Below are 2,837 nucleotides of genomic sequence, written 5' to 3' on the forward strand. Positions count from 1 at the left end.
AAGAACTCCCCACGCCGGTGCGGGCACTGCTGGGCGCGATGGGCGTGTCCGTGCACAGCCAGAACGTGGGCAGCGCGGCGCTGGCGAGCTACCTGCTGTTCGAGCCGGGCTACACCCGGGCGCTGATGGCGCTGGGCCGGGCCGACACCATGGCCCGGCGCGACGAGGTCTGCGCCTTTTTTGGCTGGGGCAGCCACGCAGCCGGCCCCGCCAATCCCCTGGTCGCGCGATCCGGCCCCGTAAGCGCCTAGAATTGCTCGGTTCTGGAGCGCCTTCGCGCGCGAGGGCTGGCAGCACGCCGCCCTCCCTGTGACCAGAATCCGCAACGGCCACCGGCCTGCGTCCTCTCTGTGATTAGAAAGTTCCGCAACCCTATGTCTCAACGAAAGATTTTCGTCACCACCGCCCTGCCGTATGCCAACGGCAACTTCCACATCGGCCACATCATGGAATACATCCAGGCCGATACCTGGGTGCGTGCGCAGCGAATGCAGGGCAATGCGGTCAACTTTGTCGGTGCTGATGACGCCCATGGCGCGCCCATCATGATTGCGGCCGAAAAAGCGGGCAAGACGCCCCAGCAGTTTGTCGCCGACATCGCCGCCGGCCGCAAGCAGTACCTCGACGGCTTCCACATCGGTTTTGACAACTGGAGCAATACCGACAGCCCCGAGAACCACGCGCTGTCCAAGCAGATCTACCTGGACCTGAAGGCCGCCGGCTTTATCGAGACGCGCACCATCGAGCAGTTCTTCGACCCCGAGAAGAACATGTTCCTGCCTGACCGTTTCATCAAGGGCGAATGCCCACGCTGCCACGCCAAGGACCAGTACGGCGACAACTGCGAAGTCTGCAGCTCCGTCTATGCGCCCACCGACCTGATCAACCCCTACTCGGCGCTGTCCGGCGCCAAGCCGGTGATGAAGAGCTCGGAGCACTTCTTCTTCAAGCTGTCCGACCCGCGCGCAGTCGAGTTCCTGACCACCTGGACCCAGGACGGCCAGCATGTGCAGCCCGAGGTGGCCGCCAAGATCAAGGAATGGTTTGGCGTGCGCACCAACCCCGATGGCTCGACCAGCGAAGGCCTGGACGACTGGGACATCTCGCGCGATGCACCCTACTTCGGCATCGAGATCCCCGATGCACCGGGCAAGTACTTCTACGTCTGGCTCGATGCGCCGGTGGGCTACCTCGCCTCCCTCAAGGAGTTGCTGGGCAAGCGCGGCGAAGACTACGAGGCCTACATGGCTGACCCGGCGCTCGAGCAGTACCACTTCATCGGCAAGGACATCATCACCTTCCACACCTTGTTCTGGCCTGCGATGCTGAAGTTCAGCGGCCGCAAGACCCCGACCAAGATCTGCGTGCATGGCTTCCTCACCGTGAACAACGGCGAGAAGATGAGCAAGAGCCGGGGCACCGGCCTGGACCCACTCAAGTACCTGGCCCTCAAGATGAACCCCGAGTGGCTGCGCTACTACCTGGGCGCCAAGCTCAATGGCAAGAACGAGGACATCGACTTCACGGCCGAAGACTTCATGCTGCGCGTCAACTCCGACCTGATCGGCAAGTACGTGAACATCGCCTCGCGCGCTGCCGGCTTTATCAGCAAGCGCTTTGAAGGCCGGCTGGGCGCGGTGAGCGCCGATGGCCAGGAGCTGCTGGCGGTGCTGCGCGCGCAAAAGGAGGCGATTGTCGCCGCCTACGAGGTGCGCGACACCGCCCGTGCGGCCCGCGAGATCATGCTGCTGTGCGACAAGGTCAACAGCTATGTCGATGCCAACAAGCCCTGGGAGCTGGCCAAGAAGGAAGGCATGGAGCAGCGCCTGCACGATGTCTGCACGGTCTGCATCGAGGCCTTCCGCATCCTGACGATCTACCTCAAGCCGATCCTGCCGGGCATCGCCGCCGAAGTGGCGAACTTCCTGATCGTGCCGCCCGAGCAATTTGGCGACGTGGCCAAGCCGCTGGGCGCGGGCCACCAGATTGGCGTCTACCAGCACCTGATGCAACGCGTGGACCCGCTGCAGCTCGAAGCGCTGTTCGAGACCCCTGCCAGCCAGGAAAAAGCTGCTGCCGCTGCAGCGCCTGCCAAGGCCAAGAAGGCCGAGAAAAAAGCCGAAGCCGTGGTGGACCCGAACGCCCCCGGCGGCGAGCCGCTGGCCGAGACCATCGGCATCGACGACTTTGCCCGCATTGACCTGCGCATTGCCAAGATTGTCGAATGCAAGGCCGTCGAAGGCTCGACCAAGCTGCTGCAGCTGACCCTGGATGTCGGTGAAAAGGGCGAGGACGGCCAGCCCAAGATGCGCAATGTGTTCAGCGGCATCAGCAGCATGTACACGCCCGAGCAGCTGCAAGGCAAGCTCACCGTGCTGGTCGCCAACCTGGCGCCGCGCAAGATGAAGTTCGGCATCTCCGAAGGCATGGTGCTGGCCGCCAGCCACGCCGACGAGAAGGCCCACCCCGGCATCTATGTGCTCGAGCCCTTCCCCGGCGCGCTGCCAGGCATGCGCATCCACTGATCTGCATGGCCGCTGACCGCCGCCTCTTGAAGCCCCTGCGCTCCGTAGCCGCAGGGGCTTTTTACTGCGCCTGCGCATCGCTGCTGGGCGGCTGCAGTGTGGTGACCGTAGGCGCCGCCGCCGTCAGCGTGACCGCGACTGCCGTGGGGCTGGCCGCCGATGCCGCGGTGGGCACGGCCAAGGTGGTGGGCAAAGGCGTGGGCAAGGCCTATGACATGGCCACCGGCGAGGAGCAGGACAACAGCGGTATTACCGTGCGCTACCGCGAGCCCCGGCCGGGCGAGACCTTCCCGCCGCAGCAGCCCAGCGAGC

2 protein-coding genes and 1 pseudogene are annotated in these 2,837 nt (G+C 64.8%); all 3 read left to right on the top strand.

Translation table 11 applies throughout. The features are described 5' to 3' along the window. Positions 1-251, top strand: a pseudogene (locus H928_RS27165) (patatin-like phospholipase family protein); the annotation flags it as partial. Between the two features lie 123 nt (positions 252-374). Beyond that, the gene (gene metG, locus H928_RS0110620; protein ID WP_021026488.1) at positions 375-2,525 is read left to right on the top strand and encodes a methionine--tRNA ligase; all 2,151 of its coding nucleotides are present in this window, start codon (positions 375-377) and stop codon (positions 2,523-2,525) included. Between the two features lie 5 nt (positions 2,526-2,530). After that, a partial coding sequence (locus tag H928_RS27170; protein ID WP_084635763.1) for a hypothetical protein occupies positions 2,531-2,837 on the top strand: 307 nt, incomplete at its 3' end.

It is taken from the genome of Comamonas sp. B-9, assembly GCF_000410635.1.
Lineage (GTDB): Bacteria > Pseudomonadota > Gammaproteobacteria > Burkholderiales > Burkholderiaceae_C > Comamonas.